Genomic DNA, 24,201 nt, shown 5'->3' on the forward strand with positions numbered 1-24,201 from the left:
CGTCTTACGCCAAGTCTCGGCGATAAGCGTGCATTCAGCATCTGTCAGGTCGAACCAATCCCCGTTTCAAGCATCTATAACCCCGATCTCCGTGGTTATAGCCGGGGGTGCCAGGCCATGACGGTCGGGCTCGACGGCTGACACTGCACTCTGCAATCCATATGAATTTGATAGGGAAGGAACACCACAATGGCTATTACTAAAGACCAACTGATCGCTGACCTGGCTGAAGCAGTAGACGCACCGAAAACTACCGTGCGCGCTCTGCTGGACCAACTGAGCCAAGTTGTTGCTGACCAGCTGGAAAACGGCGGCGAAATCACTCTGCCAGGCGTTGGCAAACTGAAAGTGACCGAGCGTCCTGCCCGTACTGGCCGTAACCCTTCGACTGGCGCTGCCATCGAAATCGCTGCCAAGAAAGTTATCAAGCTGGTTGTGGCCAAAGGCCTGACCGACGCTGTTAACAAGTAAGACGCAGCAAAAAAACCGTGCTCCGGAGCGATCCGGGCACGGTTTTTTGTTGCCTGCGATTTACTGTAGTTGCGGGGTTACTGTGGCGAGGGAGCTTGCTCCCGCTGGGCTGCGCAGCGGCCCCAAAAGTCTGGGAGCGGGAGCAAGCTCCCTCGCCACAATGGATCAGTCGCGCACCCAGCGCTGGCGCCAGATCTGCTGCTCGTTCTTGGTCTGGAAGGTCCAGGCCACGAAACGGCTTTGCTTCTGGCCCTGGGACATTTCCACCACTTGGCTTTCCAGCACGCCGGCTTTTTTCAGGGCTGTCTCGATAGCGGGCAAGTTTGACGCTTTTGACACCAAGGTGCTGAACCACAACACCTTGTGGGCAAAATGCGCGCTCTCGGCAATCAGCTGCGTCACAAAGCGCGCTTCGCCGCCTTCACACCACAGTTCAGCTGATTGGCCGCCGAAGTTCAGCACCGGCAACTTGCGCTTGGGGTCGGCTTTGCCCAGGGCGCGCCACTTGCGCTCGCTGCCCTTGGTCGCTTCGTCCATGGACGCATGGAACGGCGGATTGCACATGGTCAGGTCAAAGCGCTCACCCGGCTCCAGCAGGCTCAGCAGGATCTGCTTGGGGTTGGTCTGCTGGCGCAGTTGGATGACTTTGCTCAGGTCATTGGACTGCACGATTGCCTTGGCGGCGGCCACGGCGATAGGGTCGACCTCCGAGCCGAGGAAGTTCCAGCGGTACTCCATGTAGCCAATCAGCGGGTAGACGCAGTTGGCGCCCATGCCAATGTCCAGCACCTTGACGATCGAACCGCGTGGGATCTTGCCGTCATTGACGCTGGCCAGCAGGTCGGCGAGGAAGTGCACGTAGTCGGCACGCCCCGGTACCGGTGGGCACAGGTAATCGGCCGGGATGTCCCAATGCTGGATGCCATAGAACGACTTGAGCAACGCTCGGTTGAACACCCGCACCGCGTCCGGGCTGGCGAAGTCGATGCTTTCCTTGCCGTACGGGTTGATGATCACGAATTGCGCCAGTTCCGGCGTGGTCTTGATCAGTGCCTGGAAGTCGTAACGGCCTGTGTGGCGGTTGCGCGGGTGCAGGGTGGCCTCTTTACGCGGCACGACGGGTTTGGCCGTGGTTGCGGTTTTAGGCTTCTTGCGCTGAGGTTTTGGCGTGCTGGGGGCGGTCATGATGATTCTGGTGTTGGCTCAAAGTGGTGGGCATTGTCACACATCCTGAGCCTGTCCCGGTCAAATGTGGGAGGGGGCTTGCTCCCGATTGCGGTGGACCCGCCAGTTCATAGGTCGCTGATACACCGCTATCGGGGGCAAGCCCCCACCCACATTGACTGTATTGTCAGCCTGGCATTGGGAGTCTCCAGGCAAAAAAAGAGGCCCGAAGGCCTAATGCAAGTCAGTTAAGGGCAAACACTGTACCTGTGGCGAGGGAGCTTGCTCCCGTTGGACTGCGCAGCAGTCCCAGTCTTTTGAAACAAAGAGCTGGGGCCGCTTCGCGGCCCAGCGGGAGCAAGCTCCCTCGCCACAGGTTATTTTTACCCTTTCCACGTCTTAACTGACTGGCATTAGGCCTGAAGGCCTCTTTCTTAAACGCGGTCCACCTTACAGGCTGGAAATCCGCGCATGTTGCTCCGCCAGCTTGCCCAAGGCCTGTTCAGCCTCGGCCAACTTGGCGCGTTCCTTGTCGATCACTTCCGCCGGCGCCTTGTCGACGAACGCCGCGTTGGACAGCTTGCCGCCCACGCGTTGCACTTCGCCTTGCAGGCGGGCGATTTCCTTGTCGAGACGGGCCAGTTCCGCACCCTTGTCGATCAGGCCAGCCATCGGCACCAGCACTTCCATGTCGCCGACCAGTGCGGTAGCAGACAGTGGTGCGTCTTCGCCGGCCGCCAATACGGTGATCGACTCCAGCTTCGCCAGCTTTTTGAGCAGTGCGTCATTCTCGCTGAGACGACGCTGGTCCTCGGCACTGGCGTTCTTCACGAACACCGCCAGTGGCTTGCCCGGCCCGATGTTCATCTCGGCGCGGATGTTGCGCGTGCCGAGCATCAGGGTCTTGAGCCATTCGATATCGCTTTCGGCGGCCTCGTCGATGCGCGCTTCGTTGGCCACCGGCCAAGGTTGCAGCATGATGGTCTTGCCTTCGATACCGGCCAGTGGCGCCAGACGCTGCCAGATTTCTTCGGTGATGAACGGCATGAACGGATGCGCCAGGCGCAGCGCCACTTCGAGCACGCGTACCAGGGTACGGCGAGTGCCGCGCTGGCGTTCAACCGGCGCGTTTTCGTCCCACAGCACGGGCTTGGACAGTTCCAGGTACCAGTCGCAATACTGGTTCCAGATGAACTCGTACAAGGCCTGTGCAGCCAGGTCGAAACGGAACTGGTCGAGCTGGCGGGTCACTTCGGCTTCGGTGCGTTGCAGCTGCGAGATGATCCAGCGGTCGGCCAGGCTCAACTCATAGGCTTCGCCGTTCTGGCCGCAGTCTTCGCCTTTATCCAGCACGTAGCGCGCGGCGTTCCAGATCTTGTTGCAGAAGTTGCGATAGCCTTCGACGCGGCCCATGTCGAACTTGATGTCGCGACCGGTGGACGCCAGCGAGCAGAAGGTAAAGCGCAGGGCGTCGGTGCCATAGCTGGCGATACCGTCGGCGAACTCGTCGCGGGTCTGCTTCTCGATCTTCTTCGCCAGTTTCGGTTGCATCAGGCCCGAGGTGCGTTTCTGCACCAGGGTTTCCAGGTCGATGCCGTCGATGATGTCCAGCGGGTCCAGGACGTTGCCCTTGGACTTGGACATCTTCTGGCCCTGGCCATCACGCACCAGGCCGTGCACGTACACGGTCTTGAACGGTACCTGCGGGGTGCCGTCCTCGTTCTTCACCAAGTGCATGGTCAGCATGATCATCCGGGCAACCCAGAAGAAAATGATGTCGAAGCCGGTGACCAGCACGTCGGTGGAGTGGAATTTCTTCAGGAATTCGGTCTGCTGCGGCCAGCCCAGGGTGGAGAAGGTCCAGAGGCCCGAACTGAACCAGGTGTCCAGTACGTCGTTGTCCTGTTGCAGCGCAACGTCCGCCCCCAGGTTGTGCTTGGCGCGCACTTCGGCTTCGTCGCGGCCGACGTAGACCTTGCCCGACTCGTCGTACCAGGCCGGAATGCGATGGCCCCACCATAGCTGACGGCTGATGCACCAATCCTGGATGTCGCGCATCCATGAGAAATACATGTTTTCGTACTGCTTGGGCACGAACTGGATACGGCCGTCTTCCACGGCGGCAATGGCAGGTTCTGCCAGTGGCTTGGTAGACACGTACCACTGGTCGGTCAGCCACGGCTCGATCACGGTGCCGGAGCGGTCGCCCTTCGGCACTTTCAGGCCGTGGTCGTCAACGCTGACCAGCAAACCGGCGGCGTCGAAGGCGGCAACGATCTGCTTGCGCGCTTCAAAGCGGTCAAGGCCGGCGTATTCAGCCGGGATCTTGCCGTCGATGCTGTCGTTCAGCGTGCCGTCCAGGTTGAACACCTGGCAGGCCGGCAGAACGGCGGCATTCTTGTCGAAGATGTTCAGCAGCGGCAGGTTGTGGCGCTTGCCGACTTCGTAGTCGTTGAAATCGTGGGCCGGTGTGATTTTCACGCAGCCGGTGCCGAATTCAGGGTCGCAGTAGTCGTCCGCGATAATCGGGATGCGGCGGCCCACCAGCGGCAGCTCGACAAACTTTCCGATCAGCGCCTGGTAGCGTTCGTCGTTCGGGTTAACGGCTACGGCGGCGTCGCCGAGCATGGTTTCCGGGCGCGTGGTGGCGACGATCAGGTAGTCGTTGCCTTCAGCGGTCTTGGCGCCGTCGGCCAGCGGGTACTTGAGGTTCCACAGGAAGCCTTTCTCGTCGTGGTTTTCCACTTCGAGGTCGGAAATCGCCGTGTGCAACTTGGTGTCCCAGTTGACCAGGCGCTTGCCGCGATAGATCAGGCCGTCTTCATGCAGGCGCACGAAGGCCTCTTTCACGGCTTCCGACAAGCCGTCGTCCATGGTGAAGCGCTCGCGGCTCCAGTCCACGGACGAGCCCAGGCGGCGGATCTGACGGCTGATATTGCCGCCGGACTGGTCTTTCCATTCCCAGATCTTTTCCAGGAATTTCTCGCGACCCAGATCATGACGGCTCTGGCCGGTGGCTTCGAGTTGGCGTTCCACGAGCATCTGGGTGGCGATGCCAGCGTGGTCGGTGCCCGGCTGCCACAGGGTGTTGCGGCCCTGCATGCGGCGGAAACGGATCAACGCATCCATGATCGCATTGTTGAAGCCGTGGCCCATGTGCAGGCTGCCAGTGACGTTCGGTGGCGGAATCATGATGGTGTAGGAATCGCCCGCGCCTTGCGGGGCGAAATAATTCTCGGATTCCCAGGTGTTGTACCAGGAAGTTTCGATAGCGTGCGGCTGGTAGGTCTTATCCATGCGCGGCGGGACCCTAGTTGGCATTTATTCAGGAAAGCCGGCAAGTATAACGGGGGCGGACGAGGAGGGCGAGTTGAAGACGGGCTTAAGGCTGATGCAAGACTAATGGGGGAGGGGCTTGTGGTGGTGAGGGGGCTTTTCCCCCGACGGGCTTACCGAAAAACCAAGGGGACTGCTTCGCAGTCCAGCGCGGGGCAAGCCCGCTCACCACAGCAAGCCCGTTCACCACACAGCAAGCCTGCTCACAACAGCAAGCCTGCTCACCACAGCGAGCCCCACAGGGGATTTTGGTGTGGTTTAAGACTGGTACTGGCTAAGCAACCGCTCCATCCGCGCATCCAACCGACGCTTGATCTCGGTTTCGATATGCGGGGCAAAGTCGTCGATCACGTCTTGCATGATCAGTTGCGCGGCGGCGCGCAGTTCGTTGTCCAGGTGCAGCAGCAGGGCGTCGGGGCCTTTTTCGGCCGTTGCAGGGGCGGCGGCCTTGACCACCGGCGCCGGCTCGACCGGCTTGCCACCGACCATATCGAATAACAGCGGAATCTGCGGCTCGCCCTCGGCGGGCTCGGTCAACAGCGGCGGCTGCACGTTATCATCACCCAGCAACTGACGGATCGACTCCAGGTCGTCCAGCAGGTGGTCGTCTTTTTTTAGAGGGTTTGGCGTGTCCATCATTTACTCAAAGTCGTTGTAGCCGGTGATCCTGCAGAGGATAGCCCTGTTCGCGGTAGAAACGGAAACTCTCCCGCGCGGCCTGACGAATAGCCGGATCCTCCACCACCACTTCCGCCACACGGGCGAATGCCTTGGCGAACGGCGGCACTTTCAGGTCCAGGTTGACCAGCAGGTCGTGGTGATCGCCGCAACTGTCGCCTAAACCCAGCACTACCAGGCCTTCAGGTTCAGACTCGGCGGGGCCGTGGGGCACGAAGCTTTCGCCCTTGAAACGCCACAGGCGGGCATCCAGCTCGTCGCGCTGGGCGGCATCGCTGCAATGCAGGTAGATGCGGTGGCCCATGCGCCAGGCTTTTTCGGTGAGTTTGCAGGCAAAGTCCAGGCGCGCGAGCGGGTCGGCGCTGGGCAATATATAGAAGTCGACTTGGGTCATTGCGGTTCCTGGGCGGCCTCAACAAGGGTAAAAGGCAGCTTGTTGTGGCGAGCAAGCGTGCTTGCGCTGGGGGGCGAAGCGCCCCCAAAAAGCTGGGGACTGCTGCGCAGTCCAGCGGGAGCAAGCGCCCTCGCCACATCAAGCCCGCTCCGACCGGGTTAGGCCTTGGCGCGATCCAGCAGGTATTGGGTCAGCAGGGGCACCGGGCGGCCGGTGGCGCCCTTGTCCTTGCCGCCGCTGGTCCAGGCCGTGCCGGCGATGTCCAGGTGCGCCCAGTTGAAGTTCTTGGCAAAGCGCGACAGGAAGCAGGCAGCGGTGATGGTGCCGGCTTTCGGGCCACCGATGTTGGCGATGTCGGCGAACGGGCTGTCCAGCTGTTCCTGGTACTCATCGAACAGCGGCAGTTGCCAGGCGCGGTCGTCGGCGGCCTTGCCGGCGCTGAGCAGTTGCTCGATCAGCTCATCGCTGTTACCCAGCAGGCCCGACGTGTGGGAGCCCAGGGCGACGATGCAGGCACCGGTCAGGGTGGCGATGTCGATCACGGCCTGCGGCTTGAAGCGCTCGGCGTAGGTCAGGGCATCGCACAGCACCAGGCGGCCTTCGGCGTCGGTGTTGAGGATTTCGACGGTCTGGCCGCTCAGGGTGGTGACGATATCGCCTGGACGGGTCGCGCCGCCGCTCGGCATGTTCTCGGCGCAGGCCAGGATGCACACCAGGTTGATCGGCAGCTTGAGTTCCAGCACGGCGCGCAGGGTGCCGAACACGCTGGCGGCGCCGCCCATGTCGTACTTCATTTCGTCCATGCCCAGGCCCGGCTTGAGGCTGATGCCGCCGGTGTCGAAGGTGATGCCTTTGCCGACCAGGGCGTAAGGCTTCTCGGACTTCTTACCGCCGTTGTATTGCATCACGATCAGGCGTGGCGGCTGGTCGCTGCCTTGGCCCACGGCATAGAACGAGCCCATGCCCAGTTCCTTGATCTTCTTCTCGTCCAGCACTTCGACTTTCAAGCCCTTGAACTCTTTGCCCAGCGCCTTGGCCTGTTCGCCCAGGAACGTCGGGTGGCAGATGTTCGGTGGCAGGTTGCCCAGGTCGCGGGTAAAGGACATGCCGTTGGCGATGGCCTGCGCGTGGGTCACGGCGCGCTCGACTTCAGCCTGGGCAGCCTTGATGGTCAGCAGGGTGATTTTCTTCAGCGCACGCGGTTCGGCTTTCTGGCTCTTGAACTCGTCGAAAATATAGCCGCCGTCCACCAGGGTTTCAGCCAGCAGTCGGGTCTTGCCGTAGCTGTCACGGCCTTTTACAACGATTTCATCGAGGGCCAGCGTCGCATCGCTGCCGCCCAGGCCCTTGAGGGTCGTGAGGATGCCGCTGATGATCTTGCGGAACGGGCGGTCGCCCAGTTCGGCCTCTTTGCCCACGCCGACCAGCAACACGCGCTCGGCCTTGAGGTTGGGCAGGCTTTGCAGCAGCAGGCTCTGGCCGACTTTGCCGGCCAGGTCGCCGCGCTTGAGCACCGCGCTGATGGCGCCGCCGCTGAGTTCGTCGAGTTGCTTGGCGGCAACGCCGAGCTTGCGGCCTTCGCCGATGGCGACCACGAGGGTGGCGGTTTTCAACGTTTCGGGGCTAACGCTTTTTACAACCAATTCCATTTTCGGGTCCCTTATAAAGGTCTGTTAGCCAAGAGTCTGTACTCCGGCTTTAATACCAGGCAGCTGTGTAAACCGCCGGTGACAAAGGCCGCAGTTTGAACCTCGCCGACGGAGCCTGACAACCCTTGCCACCTGCTTTGTGCATGTGCATGAGGTTGCGCAGTGACAGGCGCGGTCAATCACAGGATAATGCGCCATCTTTTTAGCCGGCCCTGTGTCAATGGGCTGACTCGGTATGCTTGCTTGTTTGGCCGCCTTAGCCTGACAACCCTGGAGTGTCTGGTTTGATCGTCTTCCGTTATCTGTCCCGCGAAGTCCTGTTGACCCTGAGTGCCGTGAGTGCGGTATTGCTGGTCATCATCATGAGTGGTCGTTTCGTCAAATACCTGGCCCAGGCTGCCTCCGGCGCCCTCGATCCGGGCTCGCTGTTCCTGATCATGGGCTTTCGCCTGCCGGGTTTCCTGCAGCTGATCCTGCCGTTGGGTCTGTTCCTCGGGATCCTGCTGGCCTACGGCCGGCTGTACCTCGAAAGCGAGATGACCGTGCTCTCGGCCACCGGCATGAGCCAGCAGCGTCTGCTGGGCATGACCATGATCCCGGCCGCCGGCGTCGCGCTGATCGTGGCCTGGCTGAGCCTGAGCCTGGCCCCTCAGGGCGCCATGCAGTTCCAGTTGGTGCTGAACAAACAGGACGCGATGACTGAGTTCGACACCCTCGAACCCGGCCGCTTCCAGGCACTCAATGACGGTTCACGGGTGACCTACACCGAAACGCTGACCGACGACCGCGCCAACCTGGGCGGTGTGTTCATCTCCGAGAAGCGTCTGGGCCAAGACAAGAAAGACCGTGGTATTTCCGTGCTGGTGGCTGATTCAGGTCGCCAGGAAGTGCGTCCTGACGGCAGCCGCTACCTGATCCTGGAAAATGGCTATCGTTACGATGGCAGCCCAGGCATGGCGGATTATCGCGCGATCAAGTACGACACCTATGGCGTGATGCTGGCTCGCCCGGACATCAGCGATGAAGTCACCGACCGCGATGCCATTCCGACGATGGACCTGTTCGGCAGCAACGAACTGCGTTCTATCGCCCAGTTGCAGTGGCGCTTATCCTTGCCTCTGTTGGTGTTTATCGTGACCTTGATGGCTGTTCCGTTGGCCCGTGTCAACCCGCGCCAAGGCCGTTTCCTCAAGCTGTTGCCCGCGATCCTGTTGTACATGGCTTATCTGACGATGCTGATCTCTGCCCATGGGGCGGTAGAGAAAGGCAAGCTGTCGCCGACCCTGGGCTTGTGGTGGGTGCACGGGATCTTCCTGGCAATCGGCCTGGGGCTGCTTTATTGGGAACCTATACGTTTGAAAATGAAGAGCCGTCGTGGCCAGAAGGAGTTGGCTCGTGGCTAAGCTCGATCGCTACATTGGTAGCAGCGTACTGATCGCCATCCTGGCGGTACTGGGCATCATCCTGGGCTTGGCCTCGTTGTTCGCCTTCATCGATGAAGTCGGCAACGTCAGCGACACCTACACGGTGTGGGATGTGCTGAGCTACGTGGCCCTTACCGCGCCGCGCCGTCTCTACGACATGATGCCGATGGCCGCGCTGATCGGTTGCCTGATCGGCCTGGGTAGCCTGGCCAGTAGCAGTGAACTGACCATCATGCGCGCCGCCGGCGTGTCCATTGGGCGTATCGTCTGGGCCGTGATGAAACCCATGCTGCTGCTGATGGCCTGCAGCGTGCTGATCGGCGAATACGTGGCGCCACCGGCCGAAACCACCGCCCAGGCCAACCGCGCCCTGGCGCAGGGGTCGGGCGATGCGCAAAGTTCCAAGCACGGCCTGTGGCACCGCCAGGGTGAAGAGTTCATCCACATCAACGCCGTGCAGCCAGGCGGCCTGTTGATTGGTGTGACGCGCTACACCTTTGACAAAGAACGTCACTTGCTGGAGTCGAGCTTCGCCAAACGTGCGCAATACAGTGGCGAAAAATGGCAACTGAGCGACGTCACCACCACGTACTTCCGCAATATTGGCCAAGGCACCAACGCCCGTACCGAAGTGATCAACGTGCCGAGCGAAGAGTGGGATATCGCCCTCAAGCCGGAACTCTTGAATACCGTGGTGATGATCCCGGAAAGCCTGCCGATCTCGGGGCTGTGGAGCTATATCCACTACCTCAAGGACCAGGGCCTGAACAACGGCCGCTACTGGCTGGCATTTTGGGTCAAGGTGTTGCAACCGGTGGTCACTGCGGCGCTGGTGCTGATGGCGATTTCGTTCATCTTCGGCCCGTTGCGTTCGGTAACCCTGGGTCAACGCGTGTTTACCGGCGTGCTGGTGGGCTTCACCTTCCGCATCGCCCAGGACCTGCTGGGCCCGTCGAGCCTGGTGTTTGGTTTCTCGCCGCTGTTTGCGGTGTTGGTGCCGACCGCTATCTGCGCCCTGGCCGGGTTCTGGCTGCTGCGCCGGGCGGGCTAGCCGCGCGCTTATGAACAAAAAATGCCCCGGTCGAGAGATCGGGGCATTTTTGTTCTGGTCAGCAAAGATGACGCCTGGCCTGAGCATCAGGTACAATTCCCGGCTATTTTTCAGCGGGCAATCTGCCTGCAGCCTTTTTGAGTGTTGATCCGTGAGTGATTTGAGTCATATCCGCAATTTCTCCATCATCGCCCACATTGACCATGGTAAGTCGACGCTGGCCGATCGATTCATCCAGATGTGCGGCGGCCTTGCCGAGCGTGAAATGGAAGCCCAGGTACTGGATTCCATGGACCTCGAACGCGAGCGCGGGATCACCATCAAGGCCCACAGCGTGACCCTGTACTACACCGCCAAAGACGGTATCAAGTACCAACTGAACTTCATTGACACCCCGGGCCACGTCGACTTCACCTATGAAGTCAGCCGTTCCCTGGCGGCCTGCGAAGGTGCGTTGCTGGTGGTGGACGCGGGCCAGGGCGTTGAAGCCCAGTCCGTGGCCAACTGCTACACCGCCATCGAGCAAGGCCTGGAAGTGATGCCGGTGCTGAACAAGATCGACCTGCCACAGGCCGATCCGGACCGCGTCAAAGAAGAAATCGAAAAAATCATCGGCATTGACGCCACCGACGCCGTCGAGTGCAGCGCCAAGACCGGCCTGGGCGTCGACGAAGTGCTCGAGCGCCTGGTCAAGACCATTCCCGCCCCCACCGGCAACTACGAAGATCCGCTGCAAGCGTTGATCATCGACTCCTGGTTCGACAACTACCTGGGCGTTGTTTCCCTGGTACGCGTGCGCCATGGCCGTGTGAAAAAAGGCGACAAGATCCTGGTCAAGTCCACCGGCAAGATCCACTTGGTGGACAGCGTCGGTGTGTTCAACCCGAAGCACACGGCTACCACTGATCTGAAAGCCGGTGAAGTAGGCTTCATCATCGCCGGTATCAAGGACATTCACGGTGCGCCGGTCGGTGACACCCTGACCTTGAGTTCCACCCCTGACGTCGACGTGCTGCCGGGCTTCAAACGCATCCAGCCGCAGGTCTACGCCGGCCTGTTTCCGGTCAGCTCCGACGACTTCGAAGATTTCCGCGAAGCCCTGCAAAAGCTCACCCTCAACGACTCGTCTTTGCAGTACACCCCGGAAAGCTCCGACGCCCTGGGCTTCGGCTTCCGTTGCGGCTTCCTCGGCATGCTGCACATGGAGATCATCCAGGAGCGTCTTGAGCGCGAGTACGACCTGGACCTGATCACCACCGCGCCGACGGTTATTTTTGAGCTGGCGCTGAAAACCGGTGAAACGATTTACGTCGACAACCCGTCCAAGCTTCCAGACCTGTCTTCCATCGAAGACATGCGCGAACCGATCGTGCGCGCCAATATTCTTGTGCCGCAGGAACACCTGGGCAACGTCATTACCCTGTGTATTGAAAAGCGTGGCGTACAGCACGACATGCTGTTCCTCGGTACCCAGGTGCAAGTGACCTACGATTTGCCGATGAACGAAGTGGTCCTGGACTTCTTTGACCGTCTCAAATCCACCAGCCGCGGCTATGCTTCGCTGGACTACCATTTCGACCGGTACCAATCGGCTAATCTGGTGAAACTGGATGTGTTGATTAACGGCGACAAGGTCGATGCCCTGGCACTGATCGTGCACAAGGACAACGCGCACTACAAAGGTCGCCAGTTGACCGAGAAGATGAAAGAACTGATCCCGCGCCAGATGTTCGACGTTGCGATCCAGGCCGCCATCGGCGGGCAGATCATTGCGCGGACCTCGGTCAAGGCCCTCAGAAAGAACGTGCTGGCCAAATGCTACGGCGGTGACGTAAGCCGTAAGCGCAAGCTGCTTGAAAAGCAAAAGGCCGGTAAAAAACGCATGAAGCAAGTGGGTAACGTGGAAATTCCACAAGAAGCCTTCCTTGCGGTGCTCAGGTTGGATAGTTAGGTCCTATGTCGCTAAATTTCCCGCTGTTGCTGGTCATCGCCGTTGCCGTTTGCGGTCTGTTGGCATTGCTCGATCTGGTCTTCTTCGCCCCGCGTCGTCGGGCGGCTATCGCGTCCTATCAGGGCAGCGTCAGCCAGCCCGATGGCGTGGTCATCGAGAAGCTGAACAAAGAGCCTTTGCTGGTTGAATACGGCAAGTCGTTCTTCCCGGTGTTGTTCATCGTGCTGGTGCTGCGCTCGTTCCTGGTGGAGCCGTTTCAGATCCCGTCGGGCTCGATGAAACCGACCCTGGACGTGGGCGACTTCATCCTGGTGAACAAGTTTTCCTATGGGATCCGCTTGCCGGTGATCGACAAGAAGGTCATCGAAGTCGGTGACCCGCAGCGCGGCGATGTGATGGTGTTCCGTTACCCGAGCGACCCGAACGTCAACTACATCAAGCGTGTGGTCGGCCTGCCGGGCGACGTGATTCGCTACACCAGCGACAAACGCCTGTTCATCAACGGTGAATCGGTGGCCGAGAAATTGATCGGTTCCGAACCGAACAGCCTGGGCAGCGCCGAGCTGTACCAGGAAAAACTCGGTGCGGTCGAGCACGAAATCCGCAAGGAAATGAGCCGCTACCGCGCGACGCCTGATGGTGAATGGAAAGTGCCGGCCGGGCACTACTTCATGATGGGCGATAACCGTGACAACTCCAATGACAGCCGCTACTGGGATGATCCCAATATTCCCAAGGACCTGCTGGGCATGGTTCCCGACCAGAATATCGTCGGCAAGGCCTTTGCGGTCTGGATGAGCTGGCCGGAACCCAAACTCAGCCACCTGCCGAACTTCTCGCGAGTCGGGCTGATCAAGTAATACAAGCGGCGCTGTGAACACAGCGCCGACTGCTTTTCTGGGGCTCGGACATTTCCGGCCTCATGCAGCACCAACCAGGATTTGAATTTGAACACTGCGTCAATCGTCGATGGCCGCCGGTGCCACCAACTAGATATGGATAAACCGTGACCGTTTCTCTAGCACGTCTCGAGCGCCAGCTCGGCTACACCTTCAAGGACCAGGAATTGATGGTCCTTGCCCTCACACACCGCAGCTTTGCAGGGCGCAACAACGAGCGCCTGGAATTCCTCGGTGATGCCATCCTCAATTTCGTCGCCGGTGAAGCGCTGTTCGAGCGCTTCCCCCAAGCCCGTGAAGGCCAGCTGTCGCGCCTGCGCGCACGCCTGGTGAAGGGCGAGACCCTTGCCGTGCTGGCCCGTGGCTTTGGCCTGGGCGAATACCTGCGGCTGGGTTCCGGTGAGTTGAAGAGCGGCGGTTTCCGGCGTGAATCGATCCTGGCCGATGCCCTCGAGGCGTTGATCGGTGCGATCTACCTCGATGCAGGCATGGAAGCGGCCAAGGAGCGCGTCACTGCGTGGCTGACTTCCGAGATCGAGAGTCTCACTCTGGTCGACACCAACAAAGATCCCAAGACCCGCCTGCAGGAATTCCTGCAGTCCCGCGGTTGCGAACTGCCACGCTACGAAGTGGTGGATATCCAGGGTGAGCCCCATTGCCGCGTATTCTTCGTGGAATGTGAAATCACCTTACTGAACGAAAAAAGCCGAGGTCAGGGTGTGAGCCGTCGTATTGCCGAACAGGTAGCGGCCGCTGCAGCACTGATTGCCCTGGGCGTGGAGAATGGCCATGACTGATTCAACCGCAACACGCTGTGGCTATGTTGCCATTGTTGGCCGCCCCAACGTGGGCAAGTCCACGCTGCTCAACCACATCCTCGGCCAGAAGCTTGCGATCACCTCGCGCAAGCCGCAGACCACCCGCCACAACATGCTGGGCATCAAGACCGAAGGCACCGTGCAAGCGGTCTACGTCGATACCCCGGGCATGCACAAAGGCGGCGAGAAAGCCCTTAACCGCTACATGAACAAGACCGCTTCGGCGGCGTTGAAAGACGTCGACGTGGTGATCTTCGTGGTCGATCGCACCAAGTGGACCGACGAAGACCAGATGGTCCTCGAGCGTGTGCAGTACGTCACCGGCCCGCTGATCGTCGCGCTGAACAAGACCGACCGCATCGAAGACAAAGCCGAGCTGATGCCGCACCTGACCTGGCTGCAGGAACAACTGCCGAACGCCCAGATCATGCCGATCTCGGCCCAGCACGGTCACAACCTCGAAGCCCTGGAACGCGTGATTGCCGGCTACCTGCCGGAGAACGAACACTTCTTCCCGGAAGACCAGATCACCGACCGCAGCAGCCGTTTCCTTGCCGCCGAACTGGTGCGCGAGAAAATCATGCGCCAGATGGGCGCCGAGCTGCCGTACCAGATCACCGTCGAAATCGAAGAGTTCAAGCAGCAGGGCAAGACCTTGCACATCCATGCGCTGATCCTCGTCGAACGTGACGGCCAGAAGAAAATCATCATTGGCGACAAGGGTGAGCGCATCAAGCGCATCGGCACCGAAGCGCGCAAGGACATGGAATTGCTCTTCGATTCCAAGATCATGCTCAACCTGTGGGTGAAGGTTAAGGGTGGCTGGTCCGATGATGAGCGTGCATTGCGCTCCTTGGGCTACGGCGACTTGTAAAACACCGCACGATGATGGGCGGGCTTGTTGTGGCGAGGGAGCTTGCTCCCGCTGGGCCGCGAAGCGGCCCCAAAAATGCCACCGAGGTTTTACTGATAAAGCTCGGTGGCTGATACAGGGGCTGCTTCGCAGCCCAGCGGGAGCAAGCTCCCTCGCCACAAAGGCGCTTTCCCTCTTCAGAGATTCCCCGTCTCATGTCCCAATCCCCACCCCCCAGCCAACTCGCCTATGTCCTGCACAGCCGCGCCTACCGCGAGACCAGCGCCCTGGTGGATTTCCTCACGCCACAAGGCCGCTTGCGCGCAGTCTTGCGCAGTGCACGGGGCAAGGCGGGCACGTTGGCCCGGCCGTTCGTGGCCCTGGACGTGGAGTTTCGCGGCAAGGGCGAGCTCAAAAACGTCGGCCGCCTGGAAAGCGTTGGTACCTCCGCCTGGCTGAATGGCGAGGCCCTGTTCAGTGGCCTCTACCTCAATGAGTTGCTGATCCGTCTGCTTCCCGCGGAAGACCCGCACCCGGCGGTCTTCGATCACTACGCCGCCACCCTGATCGCCTTGGCCGAAGGCCGGCCCCTGGAACCGTTGCTGCGCGCGTTTGAATGGCGCCTGCTCGACGACCTGGGCTATGGCTTTGAATTAAACAACGACCTGCACGGCGACCCCATCGCTGCCGACGGCATGTACCGACTGCAAGTCGACGCGGGTCTGGAGCGTGTGTACCTGCTGCAACCCGGCTTGTTCCAGGGCACCGAGCTGTTGGCCATGAGCGAAGCCGACTGGACTGCCCCCGGCGCCTTGTCCGCCGCCAAGCGCCTGATGCGCCAGGCCCTGGCCGTGCACTTGGGCGGACGGCCGCTGGTCAGTCGCGAGTTGTTTCGAAAGCCCTGACATCCCCGTGTATGCTGTGCAGCGTTTCTTTCCCCTTTTCAGGAGCGCTTCCGTGAGCACCAGCAATCGCATTCTTCTTGGCGTCAATATCGACCACGTCGCTACCCTGCGTCAGGCCCGGGGCACCCGTTACCCTGACCCGGTCAAGGCCGCGCTGGACGCCGAAGAAGCGGGCGCCGACGGCATCACCGTGCACCTGCGCGAAGACCGCCGCCACATCCAGGAACGCGACGTGCTGTTGCTCAAGGATGTGCTGCAAACGCGCATGAACTTCGAAATGGGCGTCACCGAAGAAATGATGGCCTTCGCCGAGCGCATCCGCCCGGCGCACATCTGCCTGGTCCCGGAAACCCGCCAGGAACTGACCACCGAAGGCGGCCTGGATGTGGCTGGCCAGGAAGCGCGAATCAAGGCGGCGGTAGAGCGCCTGTCGAAGATCGGCAGTGAAGTGTCGCTGTTCATCGACGCCGACGAGCGCCAGATCGAAGCCTCGCGCCGTGTCGGTGCCCCCGCCATCGAACTGCACACCGGCCGTTACGCCGACGCCACCACGCCCACCGAAGTGGCTGACGAGCTGCAGCGCATCATCGACGGTGTGAACTGCGGCCTCAACGAAGGCCTGATCGTCAACGCCGGCCATGGCCTGCACTACCACAACGTCGAAGCCGTGGCCGCGATCAAGGGCATCAACGAGCTGAACATCGGCCATGCACTGGTCGCGCACGCGCTGTTCGTCGGCTTCAAAGGCGCCGTGGCCGAGATGAAGGCGCTGATCCTGGCTGCTGCCAAGGCTTAAAAAACGCCGAAAATCCAATGTGGGAGGGGGCTTGCCCCCGATAGCGGTGTGTCAGTCAGCCTATCTGTAGCTGACCCACTGCAATCGGGGGCAAGCCCCCTCCCACAGTGATTTTCGGTGCATCCAAAGTTGTCGTCATCCAGCCAACCCCTTTGAAATCAGCCATGCGGCAATGCGAAGCCTTACTGTTTAGCCAGTGCAGGTGTATCGTATCTGCCCTTTGCAGGCCCCGAGCCTGCGGCAGATACGTGAGGTTGTTGTGTCCCGATCCTTTTCTCGTCGACAAATCCTGGGTGGTCTTGCAGGCCTGGCCGTAGTGGGGGTGGGGGCCGGTGGCGCCTATCGCTACTGGCTGGGGAAAGTCGCCGAGGCCGAGGCGGGACACGATTACGAACTGATTGCGGCACCGCTGAATGTGGAACTGGTGCCGGGGCACAAGACCGAAGCCTGGGCGTTCGGCCCGTCGGCGCCGGGCACCGAATTGCGCGTGCGCCAGGGCGAATGGCTGCGCGTACGGTTTATCAACCACCTGCCGGTCGCCACCACCATTCACTGGCATGGCATCCGCCTGCCGCTGGAAATGGACGGCGTGCCCTACGTCTCGCAATTGCCGGTGCTGCCCGGCGAATACTTCGACTACAAATTCCGCGTGCCCGACGCCGGCAGCTACTGGTATCACCCGCATGTGAACAGCAGCGAAGAACTTGGCCGCGGCCTGGTCGGCCCGCTGATCATCGAGGAGCGCGAACCTACCGGTTTCAAGCACGAGCGCACCCTCAGCCTGAAAAGCTGGCATGTGGACGAAGAGGGCGCTTTCGTGGCGTTCAGCGTTCCCCGTGAAGCGGCGCGTGGCGGCACCGCCGGGCGCTTGTCGACGATCAATGGCGTGTCCCAGGCGGTGATCGATCTCCCCGCCGGGCAGATTACGCGCGTGCGTCTGCTCAACCTCGACAACACCTTGACCTATCGCCTCAACATCCCGGACGTTGAAGCGCAGATCTATGCGCTGGATGGCAACCCCATCGAACCTCGCCCGTTGGGCAAGGAATATTGGCTGGGCCCGGGCATGCGTATCTGCCTGGCGATCAAGGCACCGCCGGCCGGCGAAGAGCTGTCGATCCGCAACGGCCCGGTGCGCCTGGGCACCTTCCGTTCGGTGGTCAATACCGACGCGCCGACCGACTGGCCACCGGCATTGCCCGCCAACCCGATCAGCGAGCCGGACCTGGCCAATGCCGAGAAACTCAACTTCCATTTCGAGTGGGTGGGTTCGGTGTCGGTGGATGACGGCAAGCCGCCGAGCCTGTGGCAGATCAACGGCAAGGCCTGGGACATCACCGACAAGACCTGCGCCGACCGCCCGATTGCCAGGCTTGAGAAGGGCAAGAGCTACATCTTCGAATTGAAAAACATGACCCAGTACCAGCACCCGATCCACCTGCACGGCATGAGTTTCAAGGTGATCGCTTCGAACCGCCACAAGGTGATCCCGTACTTCACCGACACTTACCTGCTGGGCAAGAACGAACGCGCACGCGTGGCGTTGGTGGCGGATAACCCAGGGGTGTGGATGTTCCACTGCCATGTGATCGACCACATGGAAACCGGCCTGATGGCCGCCATCGAGGTGGCGTGATGCGCCAGTTTCGCCCTACGGCGATCATCGACCGCAGTCGCGACCAGGACTTCATGCGCGAGGCCCTGGTGCTCGCCGCCCAAGGTGCCGCGTTGGGTGAAGTGCCCGTGGGCGCGGTACTGGTGCAGGACGGTGAAATCATCGGCCGTGGCTTCAACTGCCCGATCAGCGGCAACGACCCCAGCGCCCATGCCGAAATGGTCGCTATCCGCGCCGCTGCGCAAGCCATCAGCAACTACCGCCTGGTGGGCAGTACGCTGTATGTGACGTTGGAACCGTGCAGCATGTGCGCCGGTTTGATCGTGCACTCACGGATTGCGCGGGTGGTGTACGGCGCGCTGGAGCCTAAGGCCGGGATTGTGCAGAGCCAGGGGCAGTTTTTTACCCAGGGCTTTTTGAATCATCGGGTGGTGTTTGAAGGTGGGGTGTTGGCGCAGGAGTGTGGGACGGTGCTGAGTGAGTTCTTCAGGGCCAGACGCGCCAAGCCTCAGGCCTAGCCAACACCGTATAGCCAATGTAGGGGGAGCAAGCCCCCTCCCACATTGTGATCTCCCTTTATTCAAGGGGGATCGGGGGGTTATTTCTTGGCGATGATCACCGCCCGCATCGGCGCCGGCAGCCCTTCAAGGGTCTTGCTGTGATCCTCCGGATCGAGGAAGTCACTTAACGACTGATACTTCATCCACTCCGTGCCGCGCTGTTCCTCCACGGTGGTCACGCTCACATCCACGCAACGCACGTCACTGAACCCGGCACGGCGTAGCCACAGCATCAACGCCGGCACCGAAGGCAGGAACCACACGTTACGCATCTGTGCGTAGCGATCTTCCGGCACCAGCACTTGCTGCTGATCGCCCTCGACCACCAATGTTTCCAGCACTAGCTCGCCGCCCTTGACCAGGGTGTCCTTCAGCGCCAGCAAATGCTCGATCGGCGAACGGCGGTGGTAGAAAACACCCATCGAAAATACCGTGTCAAAGCCTTCCAGGTTCGCTGGCAAATCTTCAAATGGGAACGGCAGGTGCCAAGCCTTGGGCTCGGACAGGTAGCGCTGCACCGCCTGGAACTGGCAGAAGAACAGCCAATTCGGGTCCACGCCAATCACACTGTCGGCACCGGCGCCGAGCATGCGCCACATGTAATAGCCGTTGCCGCAGCCTACATCCAGGATGCGTTTGCCTTTGAGGTCCAGGTGCGGCGCGACCCGTGACCATTTCCAATCCGAGCGCCATTCGGTGTCCACATGGACGCCGAACAGGTGGAACGGCCCCTTGCGCCACGGGCAAAGCCCCATCAGTGCCGTGCGCATTTGCGCGCGGGTGGCGTCGTCGCAGTCGGTGTCCAGCGCCAGGTCGTTGAGCAAATCGACTTCGCTGGGTTGGATGTTCGGCAGTGCATCCAACGCACTCTGCCAACGGTCCAGGTCGCCATGACCCTTTTCCATCTTGCTATCGAGTTGCGCTTGCAGGCCTTGGGCCCACACGGCCAGGGGAGTGCCGACCAAATGACGGGCGAGGGGGGACAGATCAATCATGGCAAGGCAATCAACGAGGCAAAGTTAAGACACTGGAACCACGGCACGACTGTCGAGAAACCCGCCGCCAGCAGGCGTTCGCGGTGTTCTTCGAGGCTGTCGGGCTTCATGACGTTTTCGATGGCGCTGCGCTTCTGGGCGATTTCCAGTTCGCTGTAGCCGTTGGCGCGTTTGAACGCGATGTGCAGGTCGGTGAGCAGCGCGTGTTCTTCAGGATCGTTGAAACGCAGCTTCTCCGAAAGAATCAACGCACCGCCCGGCAACAGCGATTGGCGGATGCGCGAGAGCAAGGCCAGGCGTTCATCGGGAGCAATGAACTGCAGGGTGAAATTCAGCGCCACCACCGAAGCCGGCGCAAATTGCAGCGCGAGGATATCGCCCTCGATCACCTCAACCGGCAGCAACTCCTGGAACATCGAGTCCTGGCCATTGAGGTATTCGCGGCAGCGCTCGACCATCGCCGCCGAGTTATCCACTGCAATCACCCGACAACCGTCGGTGCGCACATGGCGACGCAAGGCCTGGGTCACCGCGCCGAGCGACGAGCCCAGGTCATACAGCACGCTATGGGGCTGGGCAAACTGTGCCGCGAGCACACCGAGGTTCTCGACGATGGTCGGGTAACCCGGCACCGAGCGCTTGATCATGTCCGGGAACACCCGCACCACGTCTTCGTTGAAGGCGAAGTCCGGCACCTGGGGCAGGGGCTGGGCGAATAGGCGATCGGGTTCTTTGCTCACGGTTGTTCCGGCAACGAAGGGGGAAAGGCCGGCATTTTAGCCAAGTTGGCCCTCGGATGCGCGCGTTGTCTGATTTGTGGTCAGCAGGCTTACTGTGATGGGCGGGCCTGCTGTGGTAAGCGGGCTTGCTGTGGTGAGCGGGCTTGCCCCGCGCTGGGCTGCGCAGCAGCCCCAAACTATTAAGGTCAGCGCTGCCTCCGAATAAATGCTGATGCAGTGATGCCCCACTGTCCCAGCCAGTAAGTGACGATCAGCAAATACGGCGCCGCCTCGAACGCCACCACAAACCGATTGATACCGATCAGCGTGTCGGAAAACACAAACGACCCCGCACCCGCCGCCGCCAGCAGTGCCGAGCGTTTCGGCACATCACTGCCCAATCGCGCCAGTGCGCGCCAGAGCATGGCGCTGATCACCAGCGCATAAACCACCACCGGTATCAGCAAATCGCCAAGCCCGTGGGAAATCAAAATGCTCAGCAGCACCGCGCCCACGGCCAGCGCGAGCACCAACGGCAGCAGTGCCAAACGCCGACAGTCGCTGTAATAGGCTTTCAGATAGGCCAGGTGCGCAAACAGGAACGCACCGAGGCCAAAGATAAACAGGTCGCCCGGCCAGGCGAGCAGCACATCGCCGATCAGGGAGAAAATCAGCCCCAGGCTGATCCAGCGTCGATAGTCGGTGGGCGGTGCATCATGCAGCCAGCCCAGCAGCGCCAGTACCGGCAGCGGCTTGACCAGCAGGCACAGCAACGCCGCATGGGTGGTCAAGCCGTAGATAAAGGTGCCGGCGCCCATCAGCGCAAGAATCAGCCATGGCATATCAGTTCACCGTGACGGCGCAGTCAAAGGTTTCGACGGGTTCGGCTTCCGGTTCCCAGGGTTGCTGGGAGGTCAGGCGCAAACGGCCCTGGCCGGCCGCGAAGGCCTGGAAGCGCCAGGTGGACTGGCCGCCGCCGCCGATCACGCCGGATTCCGTGCTGCTGTAGACCTCGGGGCTCAACGCACGCAGCACACCGCCGGCGGAGTCCTGGATGGCCCAGCGGTAACCGGTGGTGGGGTTGCTGGGCAGGGTGAGAATCAGGTTTTGCCCGGTTTTAAGCTGAAGCGGGCAGGCGCTTTGGTTGTCCACGCTGACGTTTTGCTTGGGGGCACTGGCGCAGGCGGCCAGCAGGGCAAGGCTCAAGGGGAGAAGCAGGCGGGCTGCGGTCATGGGGGCTCCGTTGATTCACGACGAAGGGCGAGCATAACTGAAGATGAGGCACGGTGTAGTGAGCGGGCTTGCCCCGCGCTGGGTGGCGAAGCCGCCCTGAACCAAACACCGCGTTCTGTCTGAAAGAATGCGGTGTTTTAACAGGGGCGGCTTCGCCACCCAGCGCGGGGCAAGCCCGCTCACTACAGGGCCGGGCACTACCTGGTGATTAGAACAGCACCTTCGCCACGTCCGCAAAGCGCTTGGCAAAGTGCACGGTCATGCCTTCCTTCAGGTACTCCGGCAACTCCTCGAAGCTACCGCGATTCGGCTCCGGCAAAATCAGCTCATGAATCTTCTGGCGCCGCGCCGCAATCACCTTTTCGCGCACCCCGCCAATCGGCAGTACATGCCCGGTCAACGTCAGCTCGCCGGTCATGGCCACGCCTTTTTTCGGCGGCTGGTTACGCGCCAGGGACAATAGCGCACTGGCCATGGTCACCCCCGCACTCGGGCCATCTTTGGGCGTGGCACCTTCCGGCACGTGCAAGTGCACGAAGGCTTCGTCGAAGAACTTCGGATCACCACCAAACGACTTCAAGTTGGAGCTGATGTAGCTGTAGGCGATTTCGGCGGATTCTTTCATCACTTCACCCAACTGCCCGGTGAGCTTGAAGCCGCGATTGAGCGTATGGATGCGCGTCGCCTCGATCGGCAACGTCGCGCCGCCCATACTCGTCCAGGCCAGGCCGGTGATCACACCGGTGCCGGACAGCACTTGCTCATTGCGGAACACCGGCATGCCCAGCGAGCTTTCCAGGTCCTTGTTGCCGATCTTGATCACCGAGTCCGGCTCATCCAGCAGCTTGACCACGGCCTTGCGCACCAGTTTGCCCAGCTGTTTCTCCAACTGGCGCACCCCGGCTTCGCGGGCGTAGCCGTCGATCAATGCGCGCAGGGCGCCGTCGCTGATGCTCAGGCTGTTTTTCGACACGCCGGCTTTTTCCAGCTGTTTCGGCCACAGGTGACGCTTGGCGATGGCAACTTTTTCTTCGGTGATGTAGCCCGACAGGCGAATCACTTCCATACGGTCGAGCAGCGGGCCGGGGATGGAGTCCAGGGTGTTGGCGGTGCACACGAACAGCACCTTGGACAGGTCCAGGCGCAGGTCCAGGTAATGATCGAGGAATTCGACGTTCTGCTCCGGGTCGAGGGTTTCCAGCAACGCCGACGCCGGGTCGCCCTGGAAGCTCTGGCCCATCTTGTCGATCTCGTCGAGCATGATCACTGGGTTCATCACTTCCACATCCTTGAGCGCCTGCACCAGCTTGCCCGGCAGCGCGCCGATGTAGGTGCGGCGATGGCCCTTGATCTCGGCCTCGTCGCGCATGCCACCCACACTGAACCGGTAGAACGGCCGCCCCAAGGATTCGGCGATGGATTTGCCGACGCTGGTCTTGCCCACGCCCGGCGGGCCCACCAGCAGCACGATGGAACCGGCGACTTCGCCTTTATAAGCGCCCACCGCGAGGAATTCGAGGATGCGACTCTTGATGTCATCCAGCCCCGCGTGGTGTTTATCCAGCACCTTGCGCGCGTGTTTGAGGTCAAGTTTGTCCTCGCCGTACACGCCCCACGGCACTGCAGTGGCCCAGTCGAGGTAGTTGCGCGTCACCGCGTATTCCGGCGAACCGGTTTCGAGGATCGACAGTTTGTTCAGTTCTTCATCAATGCGTTTTTTCGCCTGGGCCGGCAGCACTTTGCCTTCCAGGCGTTGCTCGAACTGTTCGACATCCGCGCTGCGGTCGTCCTTGGTCAAACCCAGCTCTTGCTGGATGACCTTGAGCTGTTCCTTGAGGAAAAACTCGCGCTGGTGCTCGCCGATCTTGCGGTTCACTTCGGCGGAGAGTTCTTTTTGCAGGCGCGCCACCTCCACCTCTTTGCGCAGCATCGGCAGGACTTTTTCCATGCGCTTGAGCATGGGCACGCAGTCCAGCACTTCCTGCAACTCGTTACCGGTGGCCGAGGTCAACGCGGCGGCGAAGTCGGTCAGCGGCGACGGATCGTTGGGGCTGAAGCGGTTGAGGTAGTTCTTCAGCTCTTCGCTGTACAGCGGGTTGAGCGGCAGCAGTTCCTTGATCGCATTGATCAGCGCCATGCCGTAGGCCTTGACCTCGTCGGTCGGCTCGCTCGGCTGGTGCGGGTATTCGACTTCCACCAAGTACGGCGGGCGGTGGTGCTTGAGCCACGTCTTGATGCGCACGCGGGTCAGGCCCTGGGCCACGAACTGCAGCTTGCCGTTCTCGCGGCTGGCGTGGTGCACCTTCACCAGGGTGCCGTACAGCGGCAGGCTGGAGGTGTCGAAGTGGCGCGGATCTTCCGGCGGGGTGTCCATGAAGAACAGGGCCAGGGAGTGGTGGTCGGATTTGCTTACCAGCTCCAGGGTCTCGGCCCACGGCTCTTCATTGACGATCACCGGCAGCACTTGCGCCGGAAAGAAGGGCCGGTTGTGGATCGGGATGATATAGACCTTGTCCGGCAGGTTTTGCCCAGGCAGGGCCAGGCCGGTGTTGGACGAAGGGGTTTCAGCGTTTTCGGGGTCGGCGTAGTCGTTGAGGTCGTAATCAGGGAAATCTTGCTGGTCGCTCATGGGGCACCTGCATAAGGAAGTATGGTGCTTAGATGGGGCGGGGCAGGGGTGGTTTCAATGG

The 24,201-nt window shown here is 61.1% G+C and carries 21 protein-coding genes; 11 read left to right on the forward strand and 10 right to left on the reverse strand.

Translation table 11 applies throughout. The features are described from left to right. Positions 1 to 189: 189 nt before the first annotated feature. Entirely contained in the window at positions 190 to 471 is a 282-nt protein-coding gene (locus K7431_RS22955; protein WP_003188840.1) for an HU family DNA-binding protein, read from the forward strand. Between the two features lie 165 nt (positions 472 to 636). On the opposite strand, the gene rlmF is transcribed toward K7431_RS22955, so the two are convergent. From rlmF to K7431_RS22980, 5 genes are all read right to left on the reverse strand, one after another. Next, on the reverse strand, positions 637 to 1,656 hold the full coding sequence (rlmF, locus tag K7431_RS22960) for a 23S rRNA (adenine(1618)-N(6))-methyltransferase RlmF (protein WP_012722393.1): 1,020 nt from the start codon (positions 1,654 to 1,656) through the stop codon (positions 637 to 639). Between the two features lie 429 nt (positions 1,657 to 2,085). Beyond that, the gene (locus K7431_RS22965; protein ID WP_012722394.1) at positions 2,086 to 4,932 is read right to left on the reverse strand and encodes a valine--tRNA ligase; all 2,847 of its coding nucleotides are present in this window, start codon (positions 4,930 to 4,932) and stop codon (positions 2,086 to 2,088) included. A gap of 297 nt (positions 4,933 to 5,229) precedes the next feature. Then, complete coding sequence (locus K7431_RS22970) at positions 5,230 to 5,607, reverse strand: hypothetical protein (protein WP_043204835.1); 378 nt, start codon at positions 5,605 to 5,607, stop codon at positions 5,230 to 5,232. A gap of 7 nt (positions 5,608 to 5,614) precedes the next feature. Further along, entirely contained in the window at positions 5,615 to 6,043 is a 429-nt protein-coding gene (locus K7431_RS22975) for a DNA polymerase III subunit chi (protein ID WP_012722396.1), read from the reverse strand. Positions 6,044 to 6,201: 158 nt separating this feature from the next. Next, positions 6,202 to 7,692, reverse strand: coding sequence for a leucyl aminopeptidase (locus K7431_RS22980; protein ID WP_012722397.1), 1,491 nt, complete (start codon positions 7,690 to 7,692; stop codon positions 6,202 to 6,204). A gap of 284 nt (positions 7,693 to 7,976) precedes the next feature. Between K7431_RS22980 and lptF the strand changes: the two genes are divergently transcribed. The 10 genes from lptF to tadA all read left to right on the forward strand — a co-directional run bounded on the left by lptF (position 7,977) and on the right by tadA (position 18,522). After that, a complete protein-coding gene (lptF, locus tag K7431_RS22985; protein WP_012722398.1) occupies positions 7,977 to 9,095 on the forward strand; it encodes an LPS export ABC transporter permease LptF in 1,119 nt (372 codons plus the stop codon). Then, positions 9,088 to 10,167, forward strand: a complete 1,080-nt coding sequence (gene lptG / locus K7431_RS22990) for an LPS export ABC transporter permease LptG (RefSeq protein ID WP_012722399.1) — start codon at positions 9,088 to 9,090, stop codon at positions 10,165 to 10,167. Before lptF ends, lptG begins: the two co-directional genes overlap by 8 nt. Positions 10,168 to 10,318: 151 nt before the next feature. Beyond that, positions 10,319 to 12,118, forward strand: a complete 1,800-nt coding sequence (lepA, locus tag K7431_RS22995; RefSeq protein ID WP_003210439.1) for a translation elongation factor 4 — start codon at positions 10,319 to 10,321, stop codon at positions 12,116 to 12,118. Between the two features lie 5 nt (positions 12,119 to 12,123). Beyond that, positions 12,124 to 12,978, forward strand: a complete 855-nt coding sequence (gene lepB / locus K7431_RS23000) for a signal peptidase I (RefSeq protein ID WP_012722400.1) — start codon at positions 12,124 to 12,126, stop codon at positions 12,976 to 12,978. A gap of 146 nt (positions 12,979 to 13,124) precedes the next feature. Then, on the forward strand, positions 13,125 to 13,814 hold the full coding sequence (gene rnc / locus K7431_RS23005; protein WP_012722401.1) for a ribonuclease III: 690 nt from the start codon (positions 13,125 to 13,127) through the stop codon (positions 13,812 to 13,814). Then, positions 13,807 to 14,709 (forward strand): GTPase Era, encoded by a 903-nt coding sequence (gene era / locus K7431_RS23010; protein WP_043204836.1) that lies wholly within the window; start codon positions 13,807 to 13,809, stop codon positions 14,707 to 14,709. Before rnc ends, era begins: the two co-directional genes overlap by 8 nt. 194 nt (positions 14,710 to 14,903) lie before the next feature. Continuing rightward, positions 14,904 to 15,593 carry a DNA repair protein RecO gene (gene recO, locus K7431_RS23015; protein ID WP_012722403.1) on the forward strand — a complete coding sequence of 230 codons (690 nt, stop codon included), beginning with the start codon at positions 14,904 to 14,906 and terminating at the stop codon, positions 15,591 to 15,593. Between the two features lie 52 nt (positions 15,594 to 15,645). After that, positions 15,646 to 16,389 (forward strand): pyridoxine 5'-phosphate synthase, encoded by a 744-nt coding sequence (pdxJ, locus tag K7431_RS23020; RefSeq protein WP_012722404.1) that lies wholly within the window; start codon positions 15,646 to 15,648, stop codon positions 16,387 to 16,389. 259 nt (positions 16,390 to 16,648) lie between these two features. After that, positions 16,649 to 18,025 (forward strand): multicopper oxidase family protein, encoded by a 1,377-nt coding sequence (locus K7431_RS23025; RefSeq protein WP_012722405.1) that lies wholly within the window; start codon positions 16,649 to 16,651, stop codon positions 18,023 to 18,025. Beyond that, complete coding sequence (gene tadA, locus K7431_RS23030; protein WP_043204838.1) at positions 18,025 to 18,522, forward strand: tRNA adenosine(34) deaminase TadA; 498 nt, start codon at positions 18,025 to 18,027, stop codon at positions 18,520 to 18,522. The genes K7431_RS23025 and tadA overlap by 1 nt, the downstream gene beginning before the upstream one ends. Positions 18,523 to 18,602: 80 nt before the next feature. On the opposite strand, the gene cmoB is transcribed toward tadA, so the two are convergent. The 5 genes from cmoB to lon all read right to left on the reverse strand — a co-directional run bounded on the left by cmoB (position 18,603) and on the right by lon (position 24,140). Beyond that, on the reverse strand, positions 18,603 to 19,559 hold the full coding sequence (cmoB, locus tag K7431_RS23035; RefSeq protein WP_012722407.1) for a tRNA 5-methoxyuridine(34)/uridine 5-oxyacetic acid(34) synthase CmoB: 957 nt from the start codon (positions 19,557 to 19,559) through the stop codon (positions 18,603 to 18,605). Beyond that, positions 19,556 to 20,299 carry a carboxy-S-adenosyl-L-methionine synthase CmoA gene (gene cmoA / locus K7431_RS23040; protein ID WP_012722408.1) on the reverse strand — a complete coding sequence of 248 codons (744 nt, stop codon included), beginning with the start codon at positions 20,297 to 20,299 and terminating at the stop codon, positions 19,556 to 19,558. Before cmoA ends, cmoB begins: the two co-directional genes overlap by 4 nt. Positions 20,300 to 20,484: 185 nt before the next feature. Next, entirely contained in the window at positions 20,485 to 21,120 is a 636-nt protein-coding gene (locus K7431_RS23045; RefSeq protein WP_012722409.1) for a lysoplasmalogenase, read from the reverse strand. 1 nt (position 21,121) lies between these two features. Next, positions 21,122 to 21,511: a protease inhibitor I42 family protein gene (locus K7431_RS23050; RefSeq protein ID WP_012722410.1), complete on the reverse strand. Its 390-nt coding sequence runs from the start codon at positions 21,509 to 21,511 to the stop codon at positions 21,122 to 21,124. Between the two features lie 208 nt (positions 21,512 to 21,719). Continuing rightward, on the reverse strand, positions 21,720 to 24,140 hold the full coding sequence (gene lon, locus K7431_RS23055) for an endopeptidase La (RefSeq protein WP_012722411.1): 2,421 nt from the start codon (positions 24,138 to 24,140) through the stop codon (positions 21,720 to 21,722). Between the last annotated feature and the right edge of the window lie 61 nt (positions 24,141 to 24,201).

The sequence above is a fragment of the Pseudomonas fluorescens group sp. genome (assembly GCF_020093335.1).
Classification (GTDB): domain Bacteria; phylum Pseudomonadota; class Gammaproteobacteria; order Pseudomonadales; family Pseudomonadaceae; genus Aquipseudomonas; species Aquipseudomonas petroselini.

Coding starts and splice junctions, on each gene's coding strand:
- K7431_RS22955 (WP_003188840.1), top strand. CDS start 190: ATGGCTATTACTAAAGACCAACTGATCGCTGACCTGGCTGAAGCAGTA.
- rlmF (WP_012722393.1), bottom strand. CDS start 1,656: ATGACCGCCCCCAGCACGCCAAAACCTCAGCGCAAGAAGCCTAAAACC.
- K7431_RS22965 (WP_012722394.1), bottom strand. CDS start 4,932: ATGGATAAGACCTACCAGCCGCACGCTATCGAAACTTCCTGGTACAAC.
- K7431_RS22970 (WP_043204835.1), bottom strand. CDS start 5,607: ATGGACACGCCAAACCCTCTAAAAAAAGACGACCACCTGCTGGACGAC.
- K7431_RS22975 (WP_012722396.1), bottom strand. CDS start 6,043: ATGACCCAAGTCGACTTCTATATATTGCCCAGCGCCGACCCGCTCGCG.
- K7431_RS22980 (WP_012722397.1), bottom strand. CDS start 7,692: ATGGAATTGGTTGTAAAAAGCGTTAGCCCCGAAACGTTGAAAACCGCC.
- lepB (WP_012722400.1), top strand. CDS start 12,124: ATGTCGCTAAATTTCCCGCTGTTGCTGGTCATCGCCGTTGCCGTTTGC.
- era (WP_043204836.1), top strand. CDS start 13,807: ATGACTGATTCAACCGCAACACGCTGTGGCTATGTTGCCATTGTTGGC.
- recO (WP_012722403.1), top strand. CDS start 14,904: ATGTCCCAATCCCCACCCCCCAGCCAACTCGCCTATGTCCTGCACAGC.
- tadA (WP_043204838.1), top strand. CDS start 18,025: ATGCGCCAGTTTCGCCCTACGGCGATCATCGACCGCAGTCGCGACCAG.
- cmoB (WP_012722407.1), bottom strand. CDS start 19,559: ATGATTGATCTGTCCCCCCTCGCCCGTCATTTGGTCGGCACTCCCCTG.
- K7431_RS23045 (WP_012722409.1), bottom strand. CDS start 21,120: ATGCCATGGCTGATTCTTGCGCTGATGGGCGCCGGCACCTTTATCTAC.
- K7431_RS23050 (WP_012722410.1), bottom strand. CDS start 21,511: ATGACCGCAGCCCGCCTGCTTCTCCCCTTGAGCCTTGCCCTGCTGGCC.
- lon (WP_012722411.1), bottom strand. CDS start 24,140: ATGAGCGACCAGCAAGATTTCCCTGATTACGACCTCAACGACTACGCC.